This is a genomic window from Mucilaginibacter sp. OK268, assembly GCF_900103125.1.
Classification (GTDB): Bacteria; Bacteroidota; Bacteroidia; order Sphingobacteriales; family Sphingobacteriaceae; genus Mucilaginibacter.
This window is the reverse complement of the sequence record NZ_FNJV01000001.1, coordinates 1,034,018-1,056,961: the sequence shown is the minus strand read 5'-3', so window position 1 is coordinate 1,056,961 and position 22,944 is coordinate 1,034,018. Positions and strand designations below refer to the sequence as shown.

The following is a 22,944-nucleotide window of genomic DNA, read 5'->3' as shown; positions in this document are numbered from 1 at the left end:
TATAAAAAATCCTAAAAATATTAGCATAAATAAAAAACTATAAAAATAGTTTGCAAACTATATAAATAGTTCATACCTTTATTTAACCCAACTATAAAAATAGTTTACTATGAACTTAAAAGAACTAACCAAGGCCGAAGAGCAAGTGATGCAGATACTTTGGCAGCTTAAAGAGGCTATTGTGAAGGATATCATTGAGCAAATGCCCGATCCAAAGCCGGCTTATAACACAGTATCAACTGTGGTAAGAGTGTTGGAGGGTAAGGGCTTTATTGACCATAAGGCATATGGCAACTCGCATGTTTATTACCCGCTTGTTACTGATGATCAGTACAAAAAATTCACGTTTGATAAGATGATGAAAAACTATTTCAGCAATTCCTACCAAAGCCTGGTATCGTTTATTGTTGACGAAAAAAAACTGGGTGTAAAAGAACTTGACGAATTAACCTCATTGATTGATCAACTTAAAAATCAACAATCATGAATTGGCTGCATTACCTCCTCGAAGCGAATATCTACCTTGCCGTATTTTATGTCGGATATTGTCTGTTTCTAAATAAGGAAACCTATTATACGCTAAACAGGGTTTACCTTTTAATAAGTTGTCTCCTATCGTTTCTGTTGCCATTAGTACAGGTAGGTATACTAAAACCAACCGTACATGACACTATAAGCATAGTATATCTTACACCAGCCGTAAACCGAGATACCAGTATACAGGATATCCTTTTTTATGCTTATCTGTTAGGCGTCACGATATTGCTTGGCCTATTGTTATTTAAGCTGTTTAAGCTGGTGCAAATGATCCAAACCGCCAATAAAATAGCTGACAATAGATACAAAATTGTACAGCTTGAAAACTCTAATACCGCATTTTCCTTTTTCAATTACCTGTTTATTGGGTCAAAAACAGAGGGCACCAGTATCATTATCAGGCACGAAATGGTACACATTCGCCAAAAACATACATTGGATGTGTTATTCCTGGAGTTTATCAAGATCATTAATTGGTTCAATCCTTTTGTTTACCTGCTTCAGAATAGTCTTAAAACAGTGCATGAGTATATCGCTGATGAGCAGGCCGCAGCCTTTGAAAATGATACCCTCGCCTACTCTTCGTTTTTAGTAAACAATGCGTACGGGCTTAGCGGCTCATCAATTGCACCTTCATTTTTCAATTATAACTTATTAAAAAAGAGAATAATTATGTTAAATCAAAAACGATCAGGGAATTTAGCCAGGCTAAAATACCTTGTAGCTGTACCTATTTGTGCCGCGGCTCTTTGCGCCTCCACGCTAGGTTTCAGCAAAACTTATGCCCTGGTTGATCTGGTACCGCAACACGCAGACACCATTATTAAGACAAAACAGTTGAAGGTACCGCCGCCACCGCCACCCGCGCCTCCTGTAAAAAAACCACAAGTAACTGTTGTGAAATTCCCACCACCAAAAGTACAGGTAACAAAACGTCCGCCACCACCGCCACCTGTTCCACCGGTAAAAAAACCTAAAGCGGCTAATATAAAATTTATGCCACCAAAGGTTGTAAAAGATCCGCCATCGCCGCCTGCACCATCAAAAGCGGTAAATGAGATCCAAATAGATGTGCCAGTCGAATCACAAACTCCGGCTAAGAAAGCTATAGATGTTAAGGATAGGCCGGCAAAGCAGGATAGGCCGGTAAAGCAGGCTAAACCTGAGATGACAATCAGGATAAAATCTGACACATTGAATCATAAATAAAATGCCTTTTTCAATCCGTCAAACGACAAAACAGGTTGTTTTTAAAACTGCTGAACGGCTAAAACCGCTTCGGCATTTTTCCATGTAAAGGCATCATATGCCTATCCTTTCACGTAGATCACCTGCTTAGTCTCAAAAAAATCTTCGGTAAAATAGTCTTTAAGGTGATACTGCTGTACCTTCAGCCCTGATTCTTTAATTTCCTGCTCCAGATCACCACCTTTTAGATATAAGATCCCATTGGGTAAGGTGTTTTTTGAGTCCTTATTGAATTTACCGCGTACCCAGGGATAAAAATCTTTGAGTTGGGTAACCGCTCGCGATACTACAAAGTCAAATTTTTCATTCAGTTGCTCGGCCCGCAGATGAGATGCTTTTACATTAGTTAAACCCAGGGCTTTGGCCACTTCCTGCACCACTTTTATTTTTTTACCGATAGAATCAACCAAATGGAACCGGGTTTCGGGGAATAAAATAGCCAGTGGAATACCCGGAAATCCTCCGCCCGTACCCACATCCAGCACGCTTTCATCTGGTAAAAAGGACATTATTTGCGCAATTCCCAGCGAGTGCAGCACATGGCGCTCATACAAAAGGTCGATGTCTTTGCGGGATATCACATTGATCTGGCTGTTCCATAAGTTGTATAACTCCGGCAGCTGCTCAATTTGAGAACGTTGTTTCGCGGTCAAATCCGGAAAATATTTAAATACGAAATCAGATGTCATCCCTGTTAAAACGATTAATGATATTACCCAATAAGTACCTGGCCCTAAACAATTGTGCCTTAACCGTACCCAGTGGCAAATCGAGCTGCTGAGCTATTTCTTCATATGATAATTCATCAAAATAGCGCAGTGTGATCAGGTTTCTGTAACGGTGAGGCAAGCTTTCGATCAATAATTTAAGCTCTTGTGTTTGTTGCTTTTTGATAGATGTTTCTTCGGGATTTAAAACGTCAGCCTTTATTTGTAAGGGTTTTTCGTCCCCGTCATCATCGGTCATCCCGTGGATAGATTGGGTATTCAGCTTCTTTTTACGGATAAAATCGATACAATTATTGGTAGCTACTCTAAACAACCAGGTACTAAAAGCATAATCAGGTTGGTATTTGTCCAGCTTTTCGAAAGCCTTGGCAAAGGTTTCAACGGTAAGATCCATCGCATCCTCCTTGTTGTTAACCATTTTTAAAACCATAAAATAAATAGAATCCTTGTACCGGTGCATCAGATCGGCATAGGCCTTTTGATCACCATCGCGGGCCCTAACCACCAGGTGAAAATCATTCTTCGCATTATCGGTAAAGTTGGCGTTTATTTCCATTGGGTTGTTTTTAAAAATGTCCCGATCAGCCCAAAAACATTTAAATACATATAATATATAATATCAAAAAATGGCAAATACCATATCAGATCTTTACCGTCGAGCTTTTTAAATATCTTACTGTATATAATTAGCTGTAATATCAGCCTAAAAGTAAACAAACCAAGTGCCAGCAAAGCCTCATATTTAAAAACAAGGGCTATTATAAGTAAAACATAAAACAGAAAACCACTCATGGCATCAAAGCTGAGCATTCGCCTGTGCTTATTTTTATACAATTTACCAACCCCCATGTGGCGTTTCTTTTGCCTGTACCATGATGCTAAGGTTGTTTTTGCACTGGTATAAGTAAACGTTTCGGGGTGTATTTCAATAATGGTATTATCGGCGGTGGCGTGCTGATTTACAAACAGATCATCATCGCCAGAGATGACGTGCATATGTGATGCAAAGCCTTTCTGACTAAAAAATAAAGTTTTGGTATAGCCCAAATTACGACCGATTCCCATATACGGATCACCATTAAGTGCACCCGACAAATAGTTTATAGCTGTTTTAATCGTTTCAAAACGCACAAAGGGGTTCAAAAAATTACGGGTTTTATAATAGGGCGAATAACCTAAAATGATTTGAGCTTTGGTACTAAAATTAACGGCCATACGCGTTATCCAGTTTACCGAGGCTGGTTTGCAATCGGCATCTGTAAACAACATATACTCATTTTTAGCAGCCTTTATTCCCAGGGTAAGGGCAAATTTTTTCCCTGTTTTAAAGCGGTCGTGCTCCGTTATGGTAACCACTTTTAGGTGCGGATACTCCCGTTGCATATCGTCCAAAACATCGTTTGATGAATCGTAAGAGCAATCATTGATCACCACTACCTCAAAATCAGGATAGTTTTGCTGCAATATAAAAGGCAGGTTTTCCTGCAAATTTTTAGCTTCATTGCGTGCGCTGATAATTACCGAAACAGGTATCAATACCTCGGGTAACTGCTCCACTGGCTTATATCGTGAAAGGCGGCTATGGTTACTTATCAGGTAATACAGCTGAACGATAAAACACAGCTGAAAAAGAATAAAAAGTGCGTTGTGTATATAAGTTTCCAATCAGTTTTAATATCAGGCAAATTTGTTAAAAATCACCGGAATAAAAGTGGCCAGCATGGGTTTATTTCGTGATTATTACACACACTGACATCTTTTTTTCCACACTTCACAGATCAATCAGATATAAAGTAGAAAAAAGTTCTCCCTTCTTCATATTCCAGGTCAAAGAAGGTATCAGAAGATGCAATGATTTAAACTAAGTGCGCATTGTTTTATGCTGTTGAATATTTCATTGTCAACCATTTAAGCAAACCGGCTTTATTTGTTAATTTTGCAACCTCAAAATGAAATTTAATTTAACAGCACAAGACCCACTTTCAAAAGCCCGCGCAGGTGAAATTACCACCGATCACGGCACTATACAAACCCCTATATTTATGCCCGTTGGTACTGCCGGCACCGTAAAAGCGGTTCATCAGCACGAGCTTAAAAATGATATAGAAGCGCAGATTATTTTAGGAAATACCTATCATTTATACCTCAGACCTGGCCTTCATACCCTTGAACAAGCCGGAGGATTGCATAAATTTAATGGCTGGGATGGACCTATTTTAACTGATAGCGGGGGTTACCAGGTATATTCCCTGACCGAAGTTCGTAAAATCAAGGAGGAAGGTGTTACTTTCCGCTCACATATTGATGGCTCAAAACACCTGTTTACACCAGAGAATGTAATGGATATCCAACGCATTATAGGCGCCGATATCATCATGGCCTTCGACGAATGTACCCCCTACCCATGCGATTATCATTACGCCAGGCGATCTATTGACATGACTCATCGCTGGCTGAAACGTTGTTGCGACCGTTTTGACAGCACTGAGCCCAAATATGGTTACAGCCAAACCCTTTTCCCTATAGTACAAGGATCAGTTTATAAAGATCTGCGTATAAAATCGGCAGAAGCTATCGCTTCCTATGAGCGTGAAGGCAATGCCATTGGTGGACTTTCAGTTGGTGAACCCGCCGAAGAAATGTACGCCATGACAGAAATTGTTTGCAATATATTACCCGAACAAAAACCACGTTACTTAATGGGTATAGGCACACCTATTAATATATTGGAAAATATAGCCCTGGGAATTGATATGTTTGACTGTGTTATGCCAACCCGTAACGCCCGTAATGGTATGCTTTTTACTAAAAATGGCATCATCAATATCAAAAACGAGAAGTGGAAGAATGATTTTTCTGCCATTGAAAGTGATAGCGAGCTGTTTGCCGATAAGAATTATACAAAAGCATATTTACGCCATTTAATACATTCGGGTGAGATGCTTGGAGCACAAATTGCTACCTTGCATAACCTTCACTTTTATCTGTGGTTGGTTAAAGAGGCGCGTAAAAAGATCATATCTGGCGAGTTTTATAACTGGAAAAACAGCATGGTTAAACAGCTTGGTCAACGATTATAAACAGAAGTACAACGTAAAAATGAGGGACAACAAACATAATTTTATGGTATCAATCTGGCTAATCATAAACAACTAAACTGAAGGATGAAGGCTTTTATACACCGGTATCTGAAAGTTATTGACAGGTTTATTATGGGCAAATACCTGGGCACTTTTGTGTTTACCATGGGTATTTTTGCTGCGGTATCGGTAGTGTTTGATGTGTCTGAAAAGCTGGATAACTTCACCAGTAAACATGCCTCACTTCACGATATCGTGTTTCAGTATTATGCTGGCTTTATCCCCTTTTACCTGAATATGTTGTCGCCCTTGATTAACTTTTTGGCGGTAATATTCTTCACGGCCAAGATGGCTAATCAAACAGAAATTGTACCCATTTTGAGCGGCAAGGCCAGTTTTAACCGCTTTTTAAGACCTTATTTTATAGCTTCGACCATCATATTTGTGGTATCATTTTTTGCTAATGTATACCTCATCCCCTTTACCAACCACTTAAAAAACGATTTTGAGAACGCCAATGGTATAACCGATAACGACCCAACCAAGATTGAGGTACATATGCAGATAGACAAACATACCTTTGTATACCTGCAAAACTATGATCCAACTGTACATACTGGCTACCAGTTCATTATGGAGAAATTCAATGGCGATACGCTTCGCGAAAAACTGATTGCCAACCAGGTAACCTACGATTCGGTTAAAAGAGTTTGGTCATTAAAAAACTACACTGTTAAGTATATAAACGGCCTAAAAGAGCAGTATATCAACAGCACAACGCCAAAAGATACCACGCTTGACATGCACCCAAGCGACTTTATCGTGTATGATAATGTATACGCGGCCATGTCGTTAAGCGACCTAAACAAGAATATAGATAAGGAAAAACTACGCCGGCCAGAGGTGCTAAATAACCTTTATTACGAAAAATATCACCGTTTTATATACCCTTTATCGGCCTATGTTTTAACCATTGTGGGCGTAGCTTTATCGTCACGCAAGGTACGGGGAGGTGTTGGTTTACCCCTTGGGATCGGTATTTTACTCTGTTTCGCCTACATTATTGTAGAGCGATTTTCTATCGTATTCTCCATAAAAGGCGGAGTTCCTCCTATTTTTACCGTCATGATTCCTAATACAACATTTGGTTTGCTCGGCTATTATTTACTCCTAAAAGCGCCAAAATAGTGGTTACAAACAGTAGCAAAGGAAGCCTTAACAAGAACTTAATTATACTCCATTTCACTGTTTTTATCTGGGGATTTACCGGTATTTTGGGCAATCTTATTACCATTTCGGCAGTACAACTGGTGTGGTACAGGGTAATGATTGCCGTGATATCGCTGTTTTTATACTTCAATTTTAACAGAACAGCTATCAAAGTTGATCAAAAAACCTTTCTAAAAATGGCCTTTACGGGCGCTTTAGTGGGCGGTCATTGGGTACTTTTTTTTGCTTCTATCAAGTTATCTACCGTTCCTGTAACGCTGGTTTGCCTCTCCAGCATTACTTTATTTACGGCGATATTTGAGCCTTTATTGAATAAAACAAAGATCTCAAAACTGGAGATAATGGCCGGATTGCTGATCATAACCGGCATTGTTTTAATATTCAAATTTGAATCACATTACACTAAGGGTATCATTACCGGGCTTGCAAGCGCCGTTTGCGCCAGTCTTTTTTCGATCATCAATTCAAAATTCGTAAAGAAACATGAGGCCCCTATCATTGCTTTTTATGAACTAACCGGCGCGTTTTTATGGATCTCCATATACCTTTTATTAACCAATGGATTTAACAGACCACTCCTTTTAAAACCCAGCGACATTGGATACCTGGTGCTGCTTGGCACCATTTGCACGTCGCTTGCCTATGTTGCGGGAGTATCTGTAATGCGCGAACTTTCGGCTTTCAAAGTAGCACTCATCACTAACCTCGAACCGGTGTATGGCATCCTGATGTCGTTTATTTTTTTTGGTGATATGAACAAAATGACGGTGGGTTTCTGGGTAGGAGCAGTCATTATTTTGTCTACGATATTCCTATATCCGGTAGCCCGAAAACAAATCAGTAAGAGAAGATCAAGATAATAATTCTTCTTTTTTCGCTTCCTGCGGTTTTATTTCTTTGTAAATATCGGACAATTTACCCCCAGCTATTGCCTTCATAAAACCACAAAATCCAGCCCCATTTCCTTCTGTTTTTAATGCCGACATACCCTGGTAGGGGATAGAAAGCCCCTGGTTTTGAAAGCCATTTTTAAGCCCTGTAAGGCATTATTATTTTTCGACAGGTTTGGCACCGTTTAAACATCTTTGCGCACAACAGCGCCAAAATTCATTTTTTAGTTAGTGTAACAAATAAAAAAACAGGCAATTACATAAAAATACATCTTAAGCTACTTTTTAAGCAAAATTTCAATTCAAAAACTTTGGAAATAGTTATTTTATAAAATATATAAAACTTTAATAATCAAATATTTAATTTAATTATCAAAAGTAAGAGTTAAACAAAATAGATTTAACTAAAACAACAAAAAACTAAAAAAATTAGCAATAAAAATCCATACGCATAAATAATGTATTTATATACTTAATATTCAGATAAATAAAAGTAATTATATAACTAACAACTACAGATAAGAGGATTGGCTTAAAAGTTCACAGATAGTGTTATGAACTTAAAAATAAGGAGTGAAGTAAAATTGGCCAGACATCCCCAGTTGTATACAAAAAATTTAATCCGGTGAAATTTTTTGGATTCTCAGCGGAGCAGCAGCTGTCTGTTTTCGGGCCGGAGAACATGGTGATAGAGCTGATAAGACCAATCAAAAAGTAGAAGAAACAGGATTGTCAAATCAGGATTTGATTCAGTGATCCCGAACCTCTCAAAATCACGGTTTCATTTCGGTCGGTTTTCTTCCGGGCTTAAAATTTAAAACCATCAAAAATCGTTTCTATTTTTTTCACGATGATCGAAAACCAATTTTCAGGTGCTCCATTTTTAACCACCTACTCCCTCCATGTTTTTCAGTTTTTACAAAGCGCTAAACGAAAATGATTTTTAATAAAGATTTAAAAACCGGATATTGTATAAACTGTTAAACCAAATCGTCATGAGCATTAAAACAATCACCATAATAGTTATCACCATTTTGCTCACAGCAGCATTGGTACAAAACACAGACAAGGTTCCGTTCGCCTTTTTATTCTCCAATTTTTATATTTCAAAATTGACGATGATGGCAGTGGTAGCCGTGGTGGCTTTTATTTTAGGCTGGCTTGTTGGTCGACCTAAAAAAGCAAAATTTGACATTGAGGGCTATCATGACAACATCCACAAGAAAGAAGACCCTAATACACTAAGCGACGAAGACAGAGAGTATATCAGCTAACATCCAATAACAATCATGGAAAAGAAAATCGGATTTATCGGCCTCGGTAACATAGGCATACCTATGGCACAAAATCTCATCAAGTCGGGTTATCATTTACAAGTTTATAATCGCACCCTTTCAAAAATAGATGAGCTCAATCCCGCATACGTTACCAAATGCCAAACGCCTGCTGATGCATCCGAAGGCGTCCACATCGTGATCACGATACTTTCGGACGACGAAGTGCTGAAAGAAATAACCCTGGGAGATCAGGGCATATTGGAAAAATTGCCCGAGCATGCCCTGCACATTTCCATGAGCACCGTTTCACCAGAAACATCTGAGCAACTTACCCTGCTTCATGAAGAAGCCGGCAGTCACTATCTGGCCGCTCCGATATTTGGCCGGGCCGAGGCCGCAGAGGCCCGTAAACTCTGGATATGCGTATCCGGCGATCAGCATGCCAAGAACACAGCCAGACCAGTACTGGATTGCCTTGGCCAGGGCGTGATAGATTTTGGCGAATCGGCTGGTGGAGCAAACGTGATAAAAATTGCAGGTAATTTTATGATCATGGCTTCGATGGAACTCATGGCGGAGGCTTATACCCTTGCAGAGAAGAACGGACTGGACCGGGCACAGGTAGCCAACTTTTTCGGATCGACACTGTTCAATGTCCCTATTTTTCAAAATTATGGCCGGGCTATCGCCAACAAGCAATACCAACCCGTAGGTTTCAAATCAAAATTAGGCTATAAGGACGCGCGTCTTGCATTTAAATTATCCCAGGCAAGTCAGACACCCATGCCACTTGTAAATACCTTACACAGCCGCTTATTGAGCGCTATGGCAAAAGGCTGGGGCGAGACCGATTGGGTAGAGGCTATTGGACGGGGCGTAAGCGAAGACGCGGGAGTTTGATTAAGGGGAATTTATCTCCTTCTCGTCATTGCGAGCGATAGCGTGGCAATCCACGACCTACAGAGCGGCTCTGCTTATTGGGATTGCTTCGTGCCTCGCAATGACGCGTGGTGATACAAACGCAGAGTCCCCTGAGAGGGACTTAAATTCAGACAAATCATGGTTTACATTAAATCACTGCATATTTAACATAATTTATTGATTATCAATTAATTATATTAATAGTTAACCATAAAATATGTAAACCATGTAAACCCACTTTTTGTAACAAAATGGGCCGCCTGTTCAAGGATTATGCTTTACTATACATCATAAAACACCTCGTTCTCTGCTTCCAGATGTTGCAGGTTGGGCGTTTGTTCAAATATGCCAAATACCGAGGCTCCACTCCCGCTCATACTGGCGTAGATGGCACCGGCTTCATACAAGGCTGCTTTAACGCCCCGTATTTCTACATGATTTTTAAATATCGATGCTTCGAAATCATTTTTGATGAATTTTCTCCATTCGGTAATCGGCTCAGCGATCAGATCAAACAATGATTCTTTTGCGGGGGATGGTTTAATCCCTCTGAAAGCTTCGGCAGTTGATATGTGAACATCCGGCATCACCAAAGCAATTTTATAGTTAGACAGATCCAATTTGATCGATTCAAATTCATCACCCATCTCAAAAGCGAATACAGGTTTATTTTCGATAAAGAAAGCACAGTCGGCACCAAGCCTGCGCGCATAACCGGTCATTTCAGCAACAGACAGCCCGAGTTCAAATTGCTGATTCATCAGCCTAATAAAATAAGCAGCATCAGCCGAGCCCCCGCCCAGTCCGGCCCCTATCGGGATATTTTTATGGAGATGAATACTCACTGGTGGCAGGTTATGGTCATTTTTTAATAAATGATAACCTTTAATGCACAGGTTGTCCTCTACCCTGCCCGGGATCTCCAAACCGGAAGACTCAAAACTCAGTTTATCGCTTACCACAACTTCAAGAGCATCTTTAATATTGATAGGGTAAAAAATGGTTTCCAGATTATGATAACCGTCGGGCCGGCGTTCGATAATGTTCAGGCCAATGTTTATTTTTGCGTTCGGAAAAAGGATCATAGAAAAAAGACTAACACCGCTTGTATTTTTGCACATCTGTTAGGATACCAAAATTAGATTATTTTTCTTTGCCTTTTGAAATTTGTTCATTGGTTCAACGGTTCATGAGTTCATTAGGTTCTTCAAAACTTAATCACCCCAATCCAACCACTCTCCCAATCAACAAGTAATTTAATCAACCAAAAAAATGAAACAGTATCTCGATTTGATGAGCCATGTGATGGAAACCGGAGCGCAAAAGCATGACAGGACAGGAACCGGTACGGTAAGTGTGTTTGGCTACCAGATGCGTTTCAATCTTAAAGATGGTTTCCCAATGGTGACCACCAAAAAATTACACCTCAAATCCATCATTCACGAATTGATCTGGTTTTTGAGTGGCGACACCAATATCAGCTATCTGAAAGAAAACGGCGTTCGCATCTGGGATGAGTGGGCCGATGCCGAAGGTAATCTCGGCCCGGTGTACGGTTATCAATGGCGCTCGTGGCCAAAACCCGATGGAGGCCACATTGACCAGATAACCCAGGTGGTAAACCAAATTAAAAATAATCCCGACTCGCGCCGCATGATCGTATCGGCATGGAATGTTGCCGATGTGAACCAGATGGCACTACCACCTTGCCACAGTCTTTTCCAGTTTTACGTGGAGCCCCCTAACCCCTTGAAGGGGGAATTGAAGGGTAAGTTGTCTTGTCAGCTTTATCAAAGAAGTGCCGATATATTTTTGGGTGTGCCGTTCAATATTGCATCCTACTCTTTGTTGACCATGATGATGGCCCAAGTTTGTGATCTGGATTATGGCGATTTCATCCACACTTTTGGAGATGCCCACCTGTACAATAACCACATGGATCAGGCCCGTTTGCAGCTGAGCCGCGAACCACGCCCATTACCAACCATGAAGATCAATCCCGAAGTTAAAGACATCTTCGCTTTTAAGTTTGAAGATTTTACTTTGGAGAACTATGATCCATGGCCGCATATCAAGGCTGCGGTGGCGGTGTAGATTGTCTGAATCAGAATTTTCCGAATTTAAAAATTAACAGAATTTCATTAATCTTACAACAATTATCAACCGCGCGTCATTGCGAGGCACGAAGCAATCCCCGATTTACAGGGTCGCTCTGTATAGTTAGGGATTGCTTCGTTCCTCGCAATGACGTGATGGTAAAATTACATGACTGGGGCAATACCAATGAACTATTGAACCAATGATACTAATGAATCAATGACTACATCCATCATAGTTGCCACAGCCAAAAACCATGCTATAGGCAAGGACAATAAATTACTTTGGTATTTACCAAATGATCTGAAACATTTTAAAGATATCACCACCGGGCATACCGTGATCATGGGGCGTAAGACCTACGAGTCGGTTGGTAAACCATTACCCAAACGCCGTAACATAGTAGTAACCCAGCAGTCCATCACTATTGAAGGCTGTGAAGTTGCAGGCTCTATAGAAGATGCTCTTGAGCTTTGCGCCGGCGAGAATGAGGTATTTATTGTTGGTGGCGCCCAGATTTACCGGCAAGCCATTCCGCTTACGGATCGTATTTATTTAACCGTGATCGACCAGGATTTTGATGGGGATACTTTTTTCCCGGAGTTGGATCCTCAGGATTGGAAAGAGACGGAACGGGAAAATTTTGAGCCCGATGAGAAAAACAAGTACAGGTACTCCTTCATCACGATGGAACGCCGCTAACATTTTCTGTCATCAAATTGTTTTAATTTAAAATTTCATGCTTGCGAAATTTTATTAGATTTGCCGTCTTATTAAAAAAAAGCTTATAAACTAATTAATTACATATTATAATTCGATGCAAGGTAAAGGGGTTATTAAATTTTTCGCCATTCTGCTGGCTGTAGTATGCTTATACCAGCTATCTTTCACGTGGGTGGCGCGTAAAGTTCAAAGTGATGCCAAAGTATATTCAAAGGGTGACCCTAAGAGAGAAACAGCGTATCTGGATTCGATGTCGACACAGCCGGTATATCCGTTGTTCAAACACAATTATCAATACGTTCTCCAAAGAGAATTGGCATTAGGTCTCGACCTTAAAGGTGGGATGAACGTTACCATGCAAATTTCGCTTGACGAGCTGGTAAGGAAAATTGCCAACAACAATCCAGACGTTGTGTTTAACCAGGCATTGGCTAATGCCGACAAATTACAAGCTGACGCTAAAACCAATCAGAAAGATTTCATTTCGTTATTTGTTAGCGAGTATGAGAAACTGAATCCAAACGGTAAACTGGCTGCTATCTTTTCAACAAAGGATAATCAGGATCACTTAAAGTTTAACGCATCTAACAGCGAAGTTCAAGCCTATTTGAAAGATCAGGCCAATACAGCGGTAAAACAAGAATACACGGTTTTAAATACCCGTATCAACCAATTTGGTGTTACGCAACCTAACATTCAGTTAGAGCAAAGCTCAAACCGTATCCTGATTGAGTTGCCTGGTGTAAAAGAACCGGAGCGTGTTCGTAAATTGTTACAAGGTTCTGCCAAGCTGGAGTTCTATGAAACTTATGATAATACCGAAGCTTATCAATACATAGCCAATATTGACAACTTGCTGGCTGCAAAAAACAAAACAGCTAAAGCAGATTCATCAAAAGCTAAAGCAACTACAACAGCTACCGCTAAAACTGATACTGCAGCTAAAGCAGGTTCATTATTGAGCAAGGTTCAAAAAAATGCCGCTAAAGATACATCTGCTACAGCGTTGGCCGGCAAAACACAATTTGCAGCATTGCACCCACTGTTTTCGGTATTGTCTCCAAACATTGGGCAGGATGCAAGTGGTCAGCAGCAATTAGGCCAGGGACCAGTTGTAGGTTACGCTCCGCTAAGAGATACAGCCAAAGTTAACTCGTACCTGCATAGCGCCGATGTACAAGCGGTAATACCACGTAACCTAAAATTCCTTTGGGAAGTAAAACCATTAAAAAACAACAAGGACAAAGCATTTGCATTATATGCCATCAAATTAACGGGCGCTGACAATGGCCCGGTATTATCTGGCGATGTGATCACTGACGCCCGTGCCGATAATGACCCTAAAGGAAATCCAGAGGTTGTTATGATCATGAACTCAGAAGGTGCCCAGAAATGGCGTACCGTTACTGCTGAGGCATCATCAGGTACCAACAAAAAAGCGGTAGCCATTGTATTGGATGATAATGTATACTCTGCACCAAACGTTCAGAATGAGATCTCTGGTGGGGTATCTTCTATTTCCGGAAACTTTACTATTGAGGACACCAAGGATTTGGCCAACGTATTAAAAGCTGGTCGTTTACCTACTCCTGCTCACATCATATCAGAATCAGTAGTAGGTCCGTCATTAGGTCAGGAAGCAATCAATGCCGGTATTACCTCAAGTATATTAGGTTTGGTTGTGGTATTGATATTCATGATTGCTTATTACAACCGTGCAGGTACCGTAGCAGTTGTAGCGGTTATCATCAACATATTTTTCCTGATGGGTGTATTAACCAGCTTAGGCGCGGTATTAACTTTACCGGGTATAGCAGGTATTGTACTCACACTGGGTATTGCGGTTGATGCTAACGTACTGGTTTATGAACGTGTTCGTGAAGAACTTGGTTTAGGCAAATCATTAAGAATAGCTGTAGCCGATGGCTTTAAACACGCTTTACCGTCTATTCTCGATTCACAGATCAGCACATTCTTAACCGGTTTGATCCTGTTCATTTTTGGTTCAGGCCCGATACAAGGTTTCGCTACCACGTTGATGATCGGTATCATTACTTCATTGTTCTGTTCATTACTGATCTCAAGGGTTATATTTGAGTGGATGCTTGATAAAGGCTGGGACATTAAATTCTCTCACCCATGGAGCTCACACACGTTCAAAAACGCGAATTTTAAATTCGTAAAAAATCGTTTCAAGTTTTACGCTTTCTCGGGTATATTCATACTAGCAGGCTTAATTTCCATCTTTACCCGCGGATTTAGCTATGGTGTGGATTTTGAAGGCGGTCGTAACTATATCATTACTTTCCCTAATAAAGCCGTTACTACTGAAGCCATTCACGATGCAGTTGACGCTACATTAGGTCGCAGTACAGAGGTTAAAACATTTGGTGCCGATAAAATGAGCATCACGACCAACTTGTTGATCAGGGATAATAATGCCGCCACTGACTCTAAAGTAAGGAGCACATTGATCCAGGCTTTGGGGACCAAAGATGCTACCCGTATAACCGATAAGGATATAGTAGGTTTCTCCAAAGTGAGCGCCACCGTTGCCGATGAATTAAAAACATCAGCTATCTATACGGTATTGTTCGCCATATTTGTGATCTCGGCTTATATTCTTATCCGTTTCCGCAAATGGCAGTTCAGTTTAGGTGCAATGATAGCAACCGCGCATGATGCGTTATTGGTATTATCATTCTTCTCTTTATTCAGAGGTATACTTCCATTCTCACTGGATATTGACCAGGCGTTCATTGCCGCGATATTAACCGTTATCGGTTACTCGATCAATGATACCGTGGTAGTGTTTGACAGGATTCGCGAGTTCCTGGAACTGCACCATGCAAAAACTGATAACCCTGAAGAAGTAATTAACCAGGCTATCAACAGCACCCTGAGCCGTACCATCATTACCGCTTTAACCGTGGTATTCGTATTGATCGTGTTGTTCATATTTGGGGGTGACGTGATCAAAGGATTCTCGTTCGCATTATTGATCGGTGTGATCTTCGGAACATACTCATCTATCTGCGTAGCGACACCAGTTATTGTTGACTTTGGGAAAAAAGACCTGAGATAAACTCCATAAATTTATTTACAAGGCCCCAAAGAACTTTTGGGGCCTTTTTTGTTTCTATTGATAACCCCTCCCAACCCTCCCCGGAAGGGAGGGCTTTAGTTTTTTAAAGTATCCTCCTTTGGGGGAGATTTAGAGGGGGTTAACATTTTAAAAACACCTGTGCTATGAACTTAACAGACAGCTCAAAATTTCCACTGGTAGTTATTGTAGGCGGGGGCTTTGGCGGCCTCCAGGTAGCCAAGCACCTTAAAGATAAACCCGTTGAGGTTTTAATGCTCGATAAGCATAATTACCACACGTTTCAGCCGCTTTTATATCAGGTAGCCACGGGCAGCCTCGAGTCGGAATCGATAGCTTTTTCGCTGCGTAAGAACTTTGCCAGTCAAAAAAACTTCAGGTTCAGGATTGCCGAGGTAACCAAGGTAAATGCTGAAAAAAACACCCTTGAAACCACCATTGGTGAAATAGCCTATGATTACCTGGTAATAGCTACAGGTTCAACCACCAACTTTTTTGGAAATAAGGATATCGAAAAGTTTTCGATGCCCATGAAATCTATTCCTGAAGCGCTTAACCTAAGGTATTCCATCCTGCAAAACATTGAGGAAGCACTATTAAAACCCACCCAGGAAGAACGTGCCCCCTACCTTACTTTTGTACTGGTAGGCGCCGGGCCAACCGGTGTGGAGCTATCGGGCGCACTGGCAGAATTGCGCAATCATATCCTGGCCAAAGATTATCCAGAGCTCAAAAAGGAGGATATGAAAGTGTACCTGGTTGATTTCCTGCCAAAAGTATTAGGCCCTTTTTCAGATGAAGCATCTGCCGCAACCAAGGATTTTTTGACCAAAATGGGTGTTGAAGTACTTTTAGGCGTAAAAGTAGAAAGTTATGACGGCGAGGAGATCAAATTTGAAGGTGGTAAAACCATTCGTACCAAAACGGTGATCTGGAGTGCCGGAGTTATGGGTGTGGTACCCGAAGGTATCGACCCCAGCTTTATTGAACGCGGCAACAGGATCAGGACTGATAGTATTTGTCGTGTAGTGGGCACCAGCAACATATTTGCCATTGGCGATGTGGCAGCCATGATAACCGACGAAACTCCTAAAGGTCACCCAGGCGTGGCCCAGGTGGCCATACAAATGGGGCAGCATGTGGCCAAATCAATAGCTCAGCTCATCAACCATGAACCAACAGTACCTTTTAAGTATTTCGACAAGGGCTCCTTAGCTACTGTTGGTCGTAATAAAGCCGTTGCCGATCTGGGTAAAATAAAATTCCAGGGATTTTTTGCCTGGCTGGTATGGCTATTCGTTCACTTAATATCGCTTTTAGGTGGCCGTAACAAGGTGATCGTGTTTATTAACTGGGTATCCAGCTATATTACTTATAATGGCGGTACAAGGCTTATTATCCGCAAGTTTGAACGCGAAGGATTGACCGAAGACAAGCATTTACCCAAAACGGTTGATTGATTTCTGAGTCTCAAGCCGAAAGTCATAAAGTCTTTAGACTAGGTTTAAAAATTCACAACTTCAGACTTAAAAACTAACTTTGGACTATAGACCTCAGACTTAGTACTTGAAATGAGCATAAAAATAACCGAGTGCCCCCGCGATGCCATGCAGGGTTTGCATGATTTTGTACCAACCGACATCAAAGCGGCTTATATCAACCTGTTGTTACAGGTAGGTTTCGACACCATCGATTTTGGCAGCTTTGTATCCGCTAAAGCTATACCACAACTACAGGACACTGCCGAAGTATTAAAAAAGCTGGATATGAGCAATACCCGGTCAAAACTGCTAGCCATTATTGCCAACTACCGCGGTGCAGAGGATGCCATTAAACACGAAGAGATCACCTACCTGGGCTATCCTTTTTCCATATCCGAAACTTTTCAGCTCCGCAATACCAATACCGCACTACCACAGGCTTTTGATAATGTAAAAAAGATCAACGAGTTATGCCATACCAGTAATAAACAATTGTTGGTTTACCTATCTATGGGATTTGGCAATCCATACGGTGATGAATGGAATACGGGTATCATAGAGCATTGGACAGAACAATTGGTTGGCCTGGGGATCAAAAACATAGCCCTTGCTGATACTATTGGCATTGCCCGGGCAGAACAGATCGGCAGTATTTATCCTGACCTATGCCGTAAATTTCCGGAAACCGAGTTCGGCATCCATCTACATTCTACACCCGATACCTGGCAGCCCAAAATAGAAGCTGCCTACAAAAGCGGATGTAAACGTTTTGATGTAGCACTAAAGGGTTACGGAGGCTGTCCAATGGCCGCAGACGACCTTACAGGCAATATCGCTACCGAAAACCTTATTGGATACCTGCAATCACAAAACGAGCTCCTGGGGCTTGATTTAGGAAAATTTCAGGAAGCCATGGATTATTCAGGAAAAGTTTTTTTTTAGATGTGCAAATAGGACCAGATGTGCAGATGTGCGAATTTCAGATGTGCAGATTAAAAAATCAAATTATCAATAATTATTTCATTTTTTAATCTGCACATCTGCATATCCGCACATCGACTAAGCTACAGCTTTCGCCGCCTTGCTTATTTTTGCTTTTTTGTTTTTATCAAAATTTTCCATTACCAGTACGGCTGCCCCAATCAACTCGGCGTCAAAACCCAACTCGGATACCAGTAACTCGGTACCACCTGCAAGCCTGGGGATGCAGTACTTATGCAGGGCCTGTTGTATAGGCGCCATGAGTATCTTAGCTACTTTTGCCCCCCTGCCGCTCAGTACAATAATAGCGGGGTTCATGATGTGGATGAGGATAGCCAGGGCCTTCCCTATTTTATAACCCGCGTCTGATAGCAGCTCAATAGCAAACTGATCGCCGTTGTTGGCAGCTTCCAGTACAGCATCACCCATGAGCTTAGAGTGATCGTTATCGTTACTATTGTATTTTAAACTGGTGATACGTCCCTGCTGAATACCTGCGATGGCTTTTCGGGCTACTACCAGCATGGAAGCTTCTGCTTCCAGGCAACCGCGTTTACCACACTCGCAAAGCGCGCCATCCTCTGATAAAGGTATGTGGCTTAGCTCACCGGCAAAACCATTATATCCACGGAATAACTTACCATTTACAATCATCCCTAAACCGATACCCCAACCCAGGTTGATCACCATTACCTCATTCTGTGATTTGGCTATACCGAACTTTTGTTCGGCCAGGGCTATTAGGCTGGAGTCATTATCAATATAGGTAGTGATACCAGTTTTAGCGGTAAGATAAGCGGTCAAACTTTCGCCGCCGGCATCAAGATAAGTGTAATTAATGCCCTCGGTAACATTTATAAAGCCCGGCATACCAATACCTGTACCTGCTATTTTTTCTTTGGCCACGCCTGAACCCTTAATATAATTATTGATCTCCGTGGTTAGTTTAGCCAGGGCATCGGGATTGTTAAGTAGTTTAAGTTCAAAAGTAACCATGTCGGCTACAGCATTGTTTAGCAGGTCAAAAAGCTGGATCCGTGCAGTAAGTTGGTCAAGCGCAATGGCCAGAATATACATGGTATTGGCCTTTACCGAGTACATCAGCGGTCTGCGGCCACCGCTTGAAGGGGCATAGCCATCTTCAACAACAAAACCCTCATCCATTAATTCATTTACAGCCTTAGCTATTGACGGTATACTTTTATCAAATAACTCGCTCAAGCCCGCGCATGACATCGCTTTATTAAAATAAAGCGTTTTAATGATCGTATTTTTTAGCTGACTGCCCTTTACACCTTTATTCTCCAGTTCCATTCAATAATTTATAATTGGGTTTATAACAGGCAATGCCTTAGTGTTTTGAATTGTATAAAAATATAAATAAAGTAATTAACTACAACTGTAATTATTACACTCAATAAGGGTACCTGTCTAATTGACAAAATTAATGAAACAATTGCCTACAAAATGTAAAAAAAGATATTGTGTTTAACTTCTCAAACCTGTTCAATGCCGACTTATTTTACAACCGCTTTATCCGGTTTTGACGACCAATCATGCTGTATATTGGTCATAAGCAAGGCATTATCAAACTTTACTGAGCCTTTCGGAAATACCGATTCATCCTCAAAATAGCTTGATTTTACCTGGCTTACTTCCAGGGCTTTTACCTCCCATTGATTGGTTTCAAGCAGCAGGCCTTCGTATTTGTTTCCGTTAGGTGAGTAACCTGTAGCCCCTGCTTTAAAAACTCCGATGCGGTTGCAAGGTCACCAAAAACAGAATCCGAATTAAAAGTATCTGATAATGTGGCATCTATACTAATGAGGGTCCCGTCTGAACTTTCAAAGGCTATATGATAGTTACCATTATGCTCGTCAACATCAAACCTGGCCCTGCGGTGTTTACCAGGGAACATCCTACCGCCTGCAAGCGTATTGAACAGCGACGAGGTATCACGCCGGGGTATGTACACCCCTTCTTTGGTCTGGCCATCCTCCTGCCACTCTACCGCTATGCGGTGCGCCCCGTTTTCGGAGCCAACACCCACAAAAGCAGGTAAACCTTTTGGCCTCACCTGCCTGAGCCTGATAAGGCATATACCAGCGATGGCTTTGCCCTTTACTATTTTAGGGGTAAAAGGCGGCGGCACCATGTTTTTGGCCACGTGGGCATCGATAGCAAAGTTGACCAGTATACGGCGGTCGATAATTCCGGTTATGGTGGGGATCTTCATCGTTAAAAACTTTTTAAACCTTAAATTTTAACACTTTTTTAGCCAAAACAGGGTAAAAACACCTGATAATTACCCGTTTTAACAGAATTTTAACGCCATTTTAACACTTTTTAACAAATTTTTAGCCTGTTTTGAAAGGTTTAAAAAGTATTAATATATTGATTTTCAAATAACTATATCAAAAATGATCTATTTGGGGGCCTGTTATCCTCTTAACAAAACAGCCCGGTTATCCTGTCATCAGGAAAACCGGGCTGCTTTCATGTAAATATACCAAAAATTACCGACAAATAAAAAAAGAGAGCCGTAGAATGTTCAGTCCCCAATTATGATCAGTAGTTACCCCATCAAATACCCGCTCAATATCTGTCTGATCGCCCCTAGCCAGTAAGATAAAAATCGTAAATGTTTAAAACCAAAACCTGTCTTACGTGTTGCTCCTATACTTCCTTGAAAAAACTTCTTTTTTTGTCAAACAGCAAATAATTAGTACATTTATGCACCTAAATCTAACCCCATGAAACAGAAAATTTTACTCTATAGTATATGTTTATGCCTGTTTTTTGCTTGTAAAAAGGAAAAAAAAGCGCCTAATCCTGCTGTTAAACTATACCCTATCAGTTTTAATGTATCGGGCTTTTCAACAACCCTGGTACCTAACGCCGGGAAAGCAAAAACAACAGCCCTTGCCACCCAGGCTACAGATACTATACCGGTACAATACCTTGAATACATACTTTTCCCTATTAATCAAAAAACATCAATTAGTAGCAGATATGAATCTAAGGGAGATGCCGGCTTTGGTACATTTACAGATAATGTGCCTGCAGGTAAATATTTAGTTGTGTTTTACGGAGGTATTACCAACATAAACATTAACAGTAATTATCAGAATACTTATCTTTATTATTCGTTTAATTCTGATTATCCAAGTCAGAAGCCAACTTACTGGGATGATACCTTTTATAAAACAATACCAATTACCGTTGCCGCAAGCGGCACTGTAAGTCAGGATGTAAGTTTAGACAGGGTAGTTTCCCGTTTGGATGTTGTTTTAAAGGATGCTATACCCACCGGCACATCAAAAATAACTGTATCTTTTGCTGATACCGCAGCTTTTTATTTGCAAACCGGGCGTTCGAGCCCCGAGATGGTAACTCAAAATGTGACTACCAAAGCCATTACTGCAGCCGATATAGGTAAAACAAATTATACCACAACCATATACACACGAAACGATGTAACGCCGTTTCAGGTAACCATAAACTATTATGGCTCTAATCTCAATGGACCGCTCGGAACAAAAGTAATTAGTGATGTAGTGTGCAAAAGAAACACTAGAACTATATTATCGGGTAGTTTATTTACCACAGGCAATGGTAATTTTACAGTTTTGGCTAACCAGGACTGGAATACCCCGATAACGGTTAATTTTTAATTTTAAACCTATCCAAATGAAAAGAGCTTTAATTTGCTTCACATTGATCAGCATAGCACTGTTATCGTGCAAAAAATCCAGCCATACCCAAACAGATGCCCCCACAGGTAAATTGTACCCGGTTACTTTTAAGGTAAGCAACTTTACGCAGCAAAATACACCTATACCTCAGGATAATAAAACCAAAGTAAATGCGGTGGTACCTCCAGCTCAAGCCAATATTATAAGGTTGATATACAGAGTATATGATTCAAACAACACCTTAAAAAGGACAATAATTACCAAAAAATCCGGTCCGAATTTTGGTACTATTAGTGATAGTCTGGCAACCGGAAATTATACTGCCGTTATTGTAGGCTTAACAGATACCATACAATATTCAAATGATGCTACCACCTTTTTTTATATCCCTCTTAACCTATACTCGGGCTTTTTGCCGGAGGAGTTTAAAGAAACCTTTTATAAAAAAACCAGTTTCACGGTTGGCAACCAGCCCCTGCAACAGAGCGTAACCATCGATCGTTTAAATGCCGAATTACAGGTTGTGGTTAAAGATGCTATCCCCGCCGGTGTTACATTAATTAGTGTTAATGTGTATAATACCGAAACTCATTACTCTTTTTTTGACGATGCTTCAAGTGATACTTTAAAGACTGATGGCACCCTAAATTACAGATACACAGATACCAGCGTCCCCCTCGCGGCAGTAGGTACTACCAACTTTGCCGCTACGCCGGTAACCGACTTGCTAAATACACACGCAGGCGTTAGGGTAACCATATCCGCCTATCGTAATGATGGCAAACCTGGTACATATAAAACAATTTACAACGTAACCATACAACGTAATACCCGGACCCTTTTAACCGGGAATTTATTTTCAAACAGTACAGGAAACCAGTCATTCAACGTCACTTATAATTCCATTTACAATCCCGACATTAACAAGGGTTTTTAAATATCTGATCATCAAT

At 40.8% G+C, this 22,944-nt stretch carries 21 protein-coding genes; 14 read left to right on the top strand and 7 right to left on the bottom strand.

The window, feature by feature from the left end:
* The first annotated feature begins 109 nt into the window (after positions 1 to 109).
* Together BLR84_RS04435 and BLR84_RS04430 are read left to right on the top strand one after the other, a co-directional pair.
* Positions 110 to 487 carry a BlaI/MecI/CopY family transcriptional regulator gene (locus tag BLR84_RS04435; protein ID WP_090464877.1) on the top strand — a complete coding sequence of 126 codons (378 nt, stop codon included), beginning with the start codon at positions 110 to 112 and terminating at the stop codon, positions 485 to 487.
* On the top strand, positions 484 to 1,746 hold the full coding sequence (locus BLR84_RS04430; protein WP_090464873.1) for a M56 family metallopeptidase: 1,263 nt from the start codon (positions 484 to 486) through the stop codon (positions 1,744 to 1,746). The genes BLR84_RS04435 and BLR84_RS04430 overlap by 4 nt, the downstream gene beginning before the upstream one ends.
* Before the next feature lie 101 nt (positions 1,747 to 1,847).
* Here the strand turns inward: BLR84_RS04430 and rsmG are convergent, their stop codons facing one another.
* Genes rsmG through BLR84_RS04415 form a run of 3 tightly spaced genes read right to left on the bottom strand, consistent with a single transcriptional unit; the run spans position 1,848 to position 4,178 of the window.
* Complete coding sequence (gene rsmG, locus BLR84_RS04425; protein WP_090464870.1) at positions 1,848 to 2,474, bottom strand: 16S rRNA (guanine(527)-N(7))-methyltransferase RsmG; 627 nt, start codon at positions 2,472 to 2,474, stop codon at positions 1,848 to 1,850.
* A complete protein-coding gene (locus BLR84_RS04420; protein ID WP_090464866.1) occupies positions 2,464 to 3,069 on the bottom strand; it encodes an RNA polymerase sigma factor in 606 nt (201 codons plus the stop codon). The genes rsmG and BLR84_RS04420 overlap by 11 nt, the downstream gene beginning before the upstream one ends.
* The gene (locus BLR84_RS04415; RefSeq protein ID WP_090464864.1) at positions 3,060 to 4,178 is read right to left on the bottom strand and encodes a glycosyltransferase; all 1,119 of its coding nucleotides are present in this window, start codon (positions 4,176 to 4,178) and stop codon (positions 3,060 to 3,062) included. The genes BLR84_RS04420 and BLR84_RS04415 overlap by 10 nt, the downstream gene beginning before the upstream one ends.
* 284 nt (positions 4,179 to 4,462) lie before the next feature.
* Here BLR84_RS04415 and tgt point away from each other — a divergent pair, with 284 nt between their 5' ends.
* The 3 genes from tgt (at position 4,463) to BLR84_RS04400 (ending at position 7,683) form a co-directional block, all read left to right on the top strand.
* A complete protein-coding gene (gene tgt / locus BLR84_RS04410; protein ID WP_090464861.1) occupies positions 4,463 to 5,593 on the top strand; it encodes a tRNA guanosine(34) transglycosylase Tgt in 1,131 nt (376 codons plus the stop codon).
* Positions 5,594 to 5,677: 84 nt separating this feature from the next.
* Positions 5,678 to 6,781: an LptF/LptG family permease gene (locus BLR84_RS04405; protein WP_176851945.1), complete on the top strand. Its 1,104-nt coding sequence runs from the start codon at positions 5,678 to 5,680 to the stop codon at positions 6,779 to 6,781.
* Positions 6,778 to 7,683, top strand: a complete 906-nt coding sequence (locus tag BLR84_RS04400) for a DMT family transporter (RefSeq protein ID WP_090464858.1) — start codon at positions 6,778 to 6,780, stop codon at positions 7,681 to 7,683. Before BLR84_RS04405 ends, BLR84_RS04400 begins: the two co-directional genes overlap by 4 nt.
* Here the strand turns inward: BLR84_RS04400 and BLR84_RS30335 are convergent.
* On the bottom strand, positions 7,675 to 7,809 hold the full coding sequence (locus BLR84_RS30335; RefSeq protein ID WP_255366850.1) for a hypothetical protein: 135 nt from the start codon (positions 7,807 to 7,809) through the stop codon (positions 7,675 to 7,677). The two genes, BLR84_RS04400 and BLR84_RS30335, sit on opposite strands and share 9 nt — an antisense overlap.
* Positions 7,810 to 8,708: 899 nt before the next feature.
* On the opposite strand from BLR84_RS30335, the gene BLR84_RS04395 reads away from it, so the two are divergent.
* Positions 8,709 to 8,987 (top strand): LapA family protein, encoded by a 279-nt coding sequence (locus BLR84_RS04395; protein WP_090464855.1) that lies wholly within the window; start codon positions 8,709 to 8,711, stop codon positions 8,985 to 8,987.
* Between the two features lie 15 nt (positions 8,988 to 9,002).
* Positions 9,003 to 9,890 carry an NAD(P)-dependent oxidoreductase gene (locus BLR84_RS04390; RefSeq protein ID WP_090464853.1) on the top strand — a complete coding sequence of 296 codons (888 nt, stop codon included), beginning with the start codon at positions 9,003 to 9,005 and terminating at the stop codon, positions 9,888 to 9,890.
* 302 nt (positions 9,891 to 10,192) lie between these two features.
* Here BLR84_RS04390 and ispE read toward each other — a convergent pair whose 3' ends face one another.
* Positions 10,193 to 11,032 carry a 4-(cytidine 5'-diphospho)-2-C-methyl-D-erythritol kinase gene (gene ispE, locus BLR84_RS04385; RefSeq protein WP_369829167.1) on the bottom strand — a complete coding sequence of 280 codons (840 nt, stop codon included), beginning with the start codon at positions 11,030 to 11,032 and terminating at the stop codon, positions 10,193 to 10,195.
* A 151-nt stretch (positions 11,033 to 11,183) separates the two neighbouring features.
* Between ispE and BLR84_RS04380 the strand changes: the two genes are divergently transcribed.
* The 5 genes from BLR84_RS04380 to BLR84_RS04360 all read left to right on the top strand — a co-directional run bounded on the left by BLR84_RS04380 (position 11,184) and on the right by BLR84_RS04360 (position 18,257).
* Positions 11,184 to 12,005, top strand: coding sequence for a thymidylate synthase (locus BLR84_RS04380; RefSeq protein ID WP_090464850.1), 822 nt, complete (start codon positions 11,184 to 11,186; stop codon positions 12,003 to 12,005).
* Between the two features lie 222 nt (positions 12,006 to 12,227).
* On the top strand, positions 12,228 to 12,710 hold the full coding sequence (locus BLR84_RS04375) for a dihydrofolate reductase (protein WP_090464847.1): 483 nt from the start codon (positions 12,228 to 12,230) through the stop codon (positions 12,708 to 12,710).
* A gap of 115 nt (positions 12,711 to 12,825) precedes the next feature.
* Positions 12,826 to 15,816 carry a protein translocase subunit SecDF gene (gene secDF, locus BLR84_RS04370; protein ID WP_090464845.1) on the top strand — a complete coding sequence of 997 codons (2,991 nt, stop codon included), beginning with the start codon at positions 12,826 to 12,828 and terminating at the stop codon, positions 15,814 to 15,816.
* A gap of 164 nt (positions 15,817 to 15,980) precedes the next feature.
* Positions 15,981 to 17,294, top strand: coding sequence for an NAD(P)/FAD-dependent oxidoreductase (locus BLR84_RS04365; protein WP_090464842.1), 1,314 nt, complete (start codon positions 15,981 to 15,983; stop codon positions 17,292 to 17,294).
* 111 nt (positions 17,295 to 17,405) lie between these two features.
* Positions 17,406 to 18,257 (top strand): beta/alpha barrel domain-containing protein, encoded by an 852-nt coding sequence (locus BLR84_RS04360; protein ID WP_090464839.1) that lies wholly within the window; start codon positions 17,406 to 17,408, stop codon positions 18,255 to 18,257.
* Between the two features lie 117 nt (positions 18,258 to 18,374).
* Here BLR84_RS04360 and BLR84_RS04355 read toward each other — a convergent pair whose 3' ends face one another.
* Positions 18,375 to 19,610, bottom strand: a complete 1,236-nt coding sequence (locus BLR84_RS04355; RefSeq protein ID WP_090464837.1) for an ROK family transcriptional regulator — start codon at positions 19,608 to 19,610, stop codon at positions 18,375 to 18,377.
* Between the two features lie 352 nt (positions 19,611 to 19,962).
* On the bottom strand, positions 19,963 to 20,532 hold the full coding sequence (locus BLR84_RS04350; protein ID WP_255366849.1) for a DUF2071 domain-containing protein: 570 nt from the start codon (positions 20,530 to 20,532) through the stop codon (positions 19,963 to 19,965).
* A gap of 517 nt (positions 20,533 to 21,049) precedes the next feature.
* Between BLR84_RS04350 and BLR84_RS04345 the strand changes: the two genes are divergently transcribed.
* Positions 21,050 to 21,970, top strand: coding sequence for a FimB/Mfa2 family fimbrial subunit (locus BLR84_RS04345; protein WP_090464834.1), 921 nt, complete (start codon positions 21,050 to 21,052; stop codon positions 21,968 to 21,970).
* A 16-nt stretch (positions 21,971 to 21,986) separates the two neighbouring features.
* On the top strand, positions 21,987 to 22,928 hold the full coding sequence (locus BLR84_RS04340) for a hypothetical protein (protein ID WP_090464831.1): 942 nt from the start codon (positions 21,987 to 21,989) through the stop codon (positions 22,926 to 22,928).
* The last annotated feature ends 16 nt before the right edge of the window (positions 22,929 to 22,944 follow it).

Bases quoted from the DNA above. Each gene is read 5' to 3' on its own strand.
- BLR84_RS04430 (WP_090464873.1), top strand. From the start codon at position 484: ATGAATTGGCTGCATTACCTCCTCGAAGCGAATATCTACCTTGCCGTA.
- BLR84_RS04360 (WP_090464839.1), top strand. From the start codon at position 17,406: ATGAGCATAAAAATAACCGAGTGCCCCCGCGATGCCATGCAGGGTTTG.
- BLR84_RS30335 (WP_255366850.1), bottom strand. From the start codon at position 7,809: ATGTCGGCATTAAAAACAGAAGGAAATGGGGCTGGATTTTGTGGTTTT.
- BLR84_RS04365 (WP_090464842.1), top strand. From the start codon at position 15,981: ATGAACTTAACAGACAGCTCAAAATTTCCACTGGTAGTTATTGTAGGC.
- BLR84_RS04355 (WP_090464837.1), bottom strand. From the start codon at position 19,610: ATGGAACTGGAGAATAAAGGTGTAAAGGGCAGTCAGCTAAAAAATACG.
- BLR84_RS04350 (WP_255366849.1), bottom strand. From the start codon at position 20,532: ATGAAGATCCCCACCATAACCGGAATTATCGACCGCCGTATACTGGTC.
- ispE (WP_369829167.1), bottom strand. From the start codon at position 11,032: ATGTGCAAAAATACAAGCGGTGTTAGTCTTTTTTCTATGATCCTTTTT.
- rsmG (WP_090464870.1), bottom strand. From the start codon at position 2,474: ATGACATCTGATTTCGTATTTAAATATTTTCCGGATTTGACCGCGAAA.
- BLR84_RS04405 (WP_176851945.1), top strand. From the start codon at position 5,678: ATGAAGGCTTTTATACACCGGTATCTGAAAGTTATTGACAGGTTTATT.
- BLR84_RS04435 (WP_090464877.1), top strand. From the start codon at position 110: ATGAACTTAAAAGAACTAACCAAGGCCGAAGAGCAAGTGATGCAGATA.
- BLR84_RS04420 (WP_090464866.1), bottom strand. From the start codon at position 3,069: ATGGAAATAAACGCCAACTTTACCGATAATGCGAAGAATGATTTTCAC.
- BLR84_RS04340 (WP_090464831.1), top strand. From the start codon at position 21,987: ATGAAAAGAGCTTTAATTTGCTTCACATTGATCAGCATAGCACTGTTA.
- BLR84_RS04375 (WP_090464847.1), top strand. From the start codon at position 12,228: ATGACTACATCCATCATAGTTGCCACAGCCAAAAACCATGCTATAGGC.
- BLR84_RS04380 (WP_090464850.1), top strand. From the start codon at position 11,184: ATGAAACAGTATCTCGATTTGATGAGCCATGTGATGGAAACCGGAGCG.
- secDF (WP_090464845.1), top strand. From the start codon at position 12,826: ATGCAAGGTAAAGGGGTTATTAAATTTTTCGCCATTCTGCTGGCTGTA.
- BLR84_RS04390 (WP_090464853.1), top strand. From the start codon at position 9,003: ATGGAAAAGAAAATCGGATTTATCGGCCTCGGTAACATAGGCATACCT.
- BLR84_RS04395 (WP_090464855.1), top strand. From the start codon at position 8,709: ATGAGCATTAAAACAATCACCATAATAGTTATCACCATTTTGCTCACA.
- tgt (WP_090464861.1), top strand. From the start codon at position 4,463: ATGAAATTTAATTTAACAGCACAAGACCCACTTTCAAAAGCCCGCGCA.
- BLR84_RS04345 (WP_090464834.1), top strand. From the start codon at position 21,050: ATGAAACAGAAAATTTTACTCTATAGTATATGTTTATGCCTGTTTTTT.